The sequence below is a fragment of the Variovorax sp. CF313 genome, from assembly GCF_000282635.1.
Lineage (GTDB): Bacteria > Pseudomonadota > Gammaproteobacteria > Burkholderiales > Burkholderiaceae_C > Variovorax.
In genome coordinates, this window is sequence record NZ_AKIW01000037.1 from 1 (window position 1) to 5,717 (window position 5,717).

Sequence of the window (5,717 nt, forward strand, 5' to 3'; positions counted from 1 at the left end):
GGTGCCTTGCTCCGCGAATGTCCTCCGGCCTTCGGCCTCCCCCTTTATTTCGCTGCGCAAGGCACCCCGCCGGCGTGAGCGTTCAGCAGAGCGGTTGGACTGCCGGCGCTAGCGGAGCAGAACCCGAGCGCCTAGACGGCCCGCTTGTGCCGCTGGATGCAAACATCCAGCGTCTCTTCGCCGGCCCGTTGCCACCAATCGAGGTTCGAAAAGATCTCGACCTCGCTGAACCCAGCGAAACCCGCGTCCTCCACCCAGCCGCGGATCTTCTTCAGTTCGACCACGCCATCGCCCATCATCCCGCGGTCGGAGAGCAGGTCGCGCGTGGGCGTGAGCCAGTCGCAGACGTGGTAAGCCAGCAACCGCTCGCGGCCGGCGCGGGCGATCTGCTGCTGCAGCTTCGGGTCCCACCACACGTGGTAGATGTCCAGGGCCACGCCGAGCATGCCGGTCTTGTCCGCATCGAGTTCGTCGCACAGGTCGAGCGCGTGTTCCAGCGTGTTGATGCACGCGCGGTCGGCCGCCTGCATCGGGTGCAGGGGCTCGATGGCCAGCGGCATGCCGGCTTCGCGGGCGTATTCGAGCGAGGCTGCGATGCCGTCGTGCACCTCGCCGCGCGCGCGGCCGATGTCCTTGTAGGCGGCCTTGCCTTCGAGCGCACCGGGCAACGCGCCGACCACGAGTACGAGGCAGGGTGCACCGAGCGTCTTCGCTTCGTCGATGGCGCGGCGGTTGTCGTCGAGCGCAGCTTTCAGGCCTGCAGCGTCGGGTGCGGGAAAGAAGCCGCCCCGGCAGTAGCCCGACAGGCCGATGCCGTGCGCCTTCAACTGCTTGGCCACCTTGTCGAGCCCGACAGCCGTCACCTGGTCACGCCAGGGGCTGATGGCGCGGATGCCGCGTTCGGCGCACTGGTCGATGATTCGGTCGAGCGGCACCTCGGAGCCCGACTGCTTGCGGATGGTGGCGGTGTTGATCGACAGCCAGTCGTGGTTCTGCGAGAAATCGCGCATGGCCTTGCTCATCCTTCCACGCCGTGCAGTGCCAGCAGCGTCTTCATGCGCCGAACGGCCAGCTCGGGTTGCTCCAGCAGGTTCGCCGCATCGGCCAGCCTGAACAGTTCGGCGAAGTGCTGCAGCGAACGCGTGCTCTGCTGGCCGCCCACCATCGTGAAGTGCTTCTGGTGGCCGTTGAGCCAGGCCATGAATACCACGCCGGTCTTGTAGAAGCGCGTGGGCGCCGCGAAGATGTGGCGGGACAGCGGCACCGTGGGGCCGAGGATCGCGTGGAACTTCTCGGTGCGGCCCTGGGCCAGTGCGCCCAGCGCGGCGCTCGCGGCGGGAGCGATGGCGTCGAAGATGCCAAGCAGTGCGTCGCTCTGGCCGTGCGTCGGCTCATTTCCGAACCCGTCGCCCGCAATCAGCTCGGCGTAGTTGAAATCGTCGCCCGTGTACATGCGAACGCCCTGGGGCAGCCGCCGGCGCATCGCGATTTCCTTGTCCTTGTCGAGCAGCGAGATCTTGATGCCGTCGACCTTGCCTGGATGCGCCGCGATGATGCCCACGGCGGTGTCCATCGCTGCATCGACATCCTTCGTGCCCCAATAGCCGGCCAGCGCCGGGTCGAACATGTCGCCGAGCCAGTGCAGCACCACCGGCTGCTTCGCCTGGCGCAGGATGCGGTCGTACACGCGCTCGTAGTCGGCCGGGCTCTTGGCCACGCGGGCCAGCGCTCGGCTGGCCATCACGATGAGCTTGCCGCCGAGCGCCTCGATGGCGGCCATCTGCTCTTCGTAGCCGCGGATCACGTCGTCGGCGCTCTTCACGTCGTCGATGTTGAGGTGGTCGGTGCCGCAACCCGAAGCGACCAGCGCGCCCGGCACGTCCTTCGCGGCATCGAGCGAGCGTCGGATCAGCTCCAGCGAGGTCGGCCAGTCGAGCCCCATGCCGCGCTGCGCGGTGTCCATGGCCTCGGCTACGCCCAGGCCCAGCGAGAACAGGTGGCGGCGGTAGGCGATGGTGGTGTCCCAGTCGACCGCGCACTGCAGCCATGGGTCGATGGCCGCGAGCGGGTCGGCTACGACGTGCGCGGCCGAGTAGGCGATGCGGTTGAACTTGACGCACGCATCGGGCTTGACCGGTGCGCTGCCGCGCAGGGCGAAGGGCGCGAGGGTGCCGCTCGCGGTGGGGAGGGTCAGCGAAAGTGCCATGCTGCCTGCCTCAGACTTTCAGCGCGGGCACGTCGACCCAGCGGCGGTCCTTCCACGACTCGAGTGCGGCCTCGACCAGCTGCACGCCCTTGGCGCCTTCGGGCAGCGTCCATTTGTAAGGCTCGTTCTCGACCACGTGGCGAATGAAGTGCTCCCACTGGATCTTGAAGCCGTTGTCGTAGACCTGCGAATCCGGAATCTCCTGCCACTGGTCGAAGAAGTTCATGGTCTGCTTCTCGTCGGGGTTCCACACCGGGCGCGGCGTGGCGACGCGGCTCTGCGCGCGGCAGCTCGACAAGCCCGCGACGGCGGAGCCATCGGTGCCGTCCACATGGAAGGTCACGAGGTCGTCGCGGCGCACGCGCGTCGCCCAGCTCATGTTGATCTGCGCGATCACCGGCTCGCCGTTGTGGCCCGTGAGTTCGCAGGTGGCATAGGCGGCATCGTCGGCGGTGGCTTCGTAGGGTTTGCCGGCTTCGTCCCAGCGCTTCGGGATGTGAGTGGTACCCAGGCAGCTCACCGACTTCACTTCGCCGAACAGGTTGTCCAGCACATAGCGCCAGTGGCACATCATGTCCAGGATCATCCCGCCGCCGTCTTCCTTGCGGTAGTTCCAGCTCGGGCGCTGGATGGGCTGCAGGTCGCCCTCGAACACCCAGTAGCCGAACTCCAGGCGCACGCTGAGCATGCGGCCGAAGAAGCCGGCGCGGCGCAGCATGTCGAGCTTGCGCAGGCCCGGGAGAAAGAGCTTGTCCTGCACCGCGCCATGCTTCAAGCCGGATCCTTCGGCCAGGCGCGCGATCTCAACGGCTTCGTTCAGGTTGGTGGCGATCGGCTTCTCGCAGTACACGTGCTTCCCGGCGCGGATGGCCTTGGCCAGCAGCATGGGACGCATCTGCGTGGTGCCGGCATCGAAGAAGAGGGTGTCGTCCTTGTTCTCGAGCGCCTTGTCGAGATCGGTGCCCCAGCGCGCGATGTCGTGGGCCTTGGCAAGCGCTTCCATCTTCTCGGCGTTGCGGCCGATGAGGATCGGGTCGGGCATGACCTTGTCGCCGTTCGACAGCGTCACGCCGCCTTGCGCGCGAATGGCGCAGATCGAGCGGATCAGGTGCTGGTTCATGCCCATGCGGCCGGTGACGCCGTGCATGATGATTCCTAGACGTTGGGTGGCCATCGTTTTCTTCCTTGAGATGCGAGAGAGATTGAGAAGTTGGCTTCAGTAGACGGAACGCATGGCGTCCCAGGAGATGCCGGCGCCGGGTCTGCCGGTGGCGAAGCCGGGCGCGGTGGTAAGCGAGGACAGGTCGAGCTGGCCCTCGCGGATGGCGAGGCGCACGGCGCCGTCGCTCAGTTCGTACAGGCCCGGGTGGGCGCGCTGCAGGGCCTGCTGTTCGGCCTCGGGCGCCGCGGCCAGGCCGTTGACATAGTGGTGGCCGTTGCGCTCGACGTGCGACAGCCCGAGCCATGCGACCAGTGCCAGGTCTTGCTGCACGCCCAGGCCGGCCTGCATGGTCAAGTCTTCGCCTGAGAGAAAGTAGCGTGCGGCGTCATCGGTCGAGTTCCACTGCGCGCAGCGCGCCGCGTTGACGACCGACTTGTAGAAACCCTTGCAACTCTTGCTCGACACCCCGGTGTAGCCCAGCGCGCGGGCCTGCACGAAGGCATCGAGCGTGGCGTCCGATTCGTCGATGAGCAGCGCAATGCGCTTGCCCAGCGCGGACACGTCGCGCTGCAGCGCCGCGTCGCGGCGGATCGGCTGTTCGACGAAGACCGTCTTCTGCGCGAGCTTCCAGAGCACGGGCGTGGACAGCATGCGGTCCAGGAAGGTGGCGAACGCATCGGCGTCGGCGTATTGCTCGTTGCCATCGAGCGTCACCAACTGCGCGTGCTCGTCGATGACGTGGGCGATGCGTTGGAGGCGCGCGATGTCCTGTGCGGTGTTGCCGCACAGCTTGAGCTTGAAGTGCGTGAGGCCGTAGCGGCGCACGGCGGCTTCGAGAGTCCTCGGAAGGCCGTCGGCGGGGGCGTCCGGCAGGGCGTCATGGTCGTCGATGGCATCGGCCAGGCCCACCGTATGGCGCGCCGCGATGCGAGTGCGCGGCGATTGCTTCGCCAGGAAGGCCGGCATGTCGAAGCCGGCGAGGTCATCCGCGAGGCCGCTGCCTGCGATGTCGAGGCCGCAGAGGTTGCCGCTCATGGCCGTCGCGAAGCTCACGCCACTGTGCAGGCACAGCGCGTCGAGCAGGGCGCGGTCGATCAGTGCAGGGCCGTAGCTGGCCACCAGCGGTTGCAGGCCCTTGGCCTTGGCGCGCGCCTGCAGCGCCGCGTAGTTCGATGCGAAGTGCGTCCACGCGGTTTGCGCATCGGGCTCGGCGATATAGGCCTCGCGCGCATCGCGCAGCGCAAAGCGCAGTTGCTCGAAGTTCTGTTCGTTGGTGAGCGCCGGGTTCTTGTCGAACCACTTGGGCACCATCATCTCGGCGGCGCAGCCCTCGGCCGTGCGGCCGTTTGAAAAGCGGATGCGGGCTTTCACATAGACCTGCGGGCAGGCCGTGACGGTCGCCGCACCGAAACGGAACGGCAGCCGCAGCGCCACGTCGCGCTCGGCAAAGCGGATCTCCTCGACATGAAAACGGATTGCATCCATGGCCGGCGCCTTCAGTGGTCCAGGATGCCTTGCGAGAAGAAATGCGCGCGCACCAGCTTCGTGTACGCGCCGAACTCGGCTGAGCCCATCATGTCGAGCGTGCGGGGGCGCGGCAGGTCGATTTCGTAAACAGCGGCAATCGAACCTGGCCGCTCGCTCATCACGATCACGCGGTCCGACAGGAAGATCGCCTCGGGGATGCTGTGGGTGATCAGCATCACCGTCTTCTTCGACGCCATCCAGATGCGCTGCAGCTCAAGGTTCATCTTCTCGCGCGTCATCGCGTCGAGCGCACCGAAGGGCTCGTCCATCAGCAGCACCGACGGGTCGTGCAGCAGCGCGCGGCAGATCGAGGCGCGTTGCTGCATGCCGCCCGAGAGCTGCCAGGGGTACTTGCCCTCGAAGCCCTTGAGGCCAGCCATTTCCATCAGCTCGCGTGCGCGGGCTTGCGAGGCCGCCTTGGGCAGGTGGCGCATCTCGGCCTGCAGCAGGATGTTGTCTTCCACGCTGCGCCAGGGCAGCAGCACTGCGCTCTGGAACACGATGCCCACGTCCTTCTGCGGCCCCTTGATCGGCTTGCCCGCCAGCGTGAGCTCGCCGCCGCTGATGGGCAGCAGGCCCGCCACCATCTTCAGCAGCGTGCTCTTGCCGCAGCCCGAGGGGCCGACGACGGAGATGAACTCGCCTTCCTTGACGGAGAAGGCTAGAGGCCTGAGCGACTCGACCGGGCCGTCCTTGCTTTGGTAGGTCTTCGAGACGCCGCGCGCCTCGATCAGGACATCAGTGGACATGGAGAATAGTTAAAGGACGGAAGCGGACGAGGCGGCGGGATGCTGAGGTCTTTTCGGGGAACACCGCGGAACC

Annotated in this window: 5 protein-coding genes; all 5 read right to left on the minus strand. The window is 66.9% G+C overall.

Annotation, left to right across the window (positions count from 1 at the left end; translation table 11 throughout):
* Positions 1 to 131 precede the first annotated feature (131 nt).
* The 5 genes from PMI12_RS11880 to PMI12_RS11900 are packed head-to-tail and all read right to left on the minus strand — an operon-like array spanning position 132 to position 5,644.
* The gene (locus PMI12_RS11880) at positions 132 to 1,010 is read right to left on the minus strand and encodes a sugar phosphate isomerase/epimerase family protein (protein ID WP_007832476.1); all 879 of its coding nucleotides are present in this window, start codon (positions 1,008 to 1,010) and stop codon (positions 132 to 134) included.
* 8 nt (positions 1,011 to 1,018) lie between these two features.
* Positions 1,019 to 2,206, minus strand: coding sequence for a dihydrodipicolinate synthase family protein (locus PMI12_RS11885; protein ID WP_007832477.1), 1,188 nt, complete (start codon positions 2,204 to 2,206; stop codon positions 1,019 to 1,021).
* Positions 2,207 to 2,216: 10 nt separating this feature from the next.
* Positions 2,217 to 3,380, minus strand: a complete 1,164-nt coding sequence (locus PMI12_RS11890) for a Gfo/Idh/MocA family protein (protein ID WP_007832478.1) — start codon at positions 3,378 to 3,380, stop codon at positions 2,217 to 2,219.
* Between the two features lie 42 nt (positions 3,381 to 3,422).
* Positions 3,423 to 4,853, minus strand: a complete 1,431-nt coding sequence (locus tag PMI12_RS11895) for an enolase C-terminal domain-like protein (protein WP_007832479.1) — start codon at positions 4,851 to 4,853, stop codon at positions 3,423 to 3,425.
* Between the two features lie 11 nt (positions 4,854 to 4,864).
* On the minus strand, positions 4,865 to 5,644 hold the full coding sequence (locus PMI12_RS11900) for an ABC transporter ATP-binding protein (protein WP_007832481.1): 780 nt from the start codon (positions 5,642 to 5,644) through the stop codon (positions 4,865 to 4,867).
* Positions 5,645 to 5,717 lie beyond the last annotated feature (73 nt).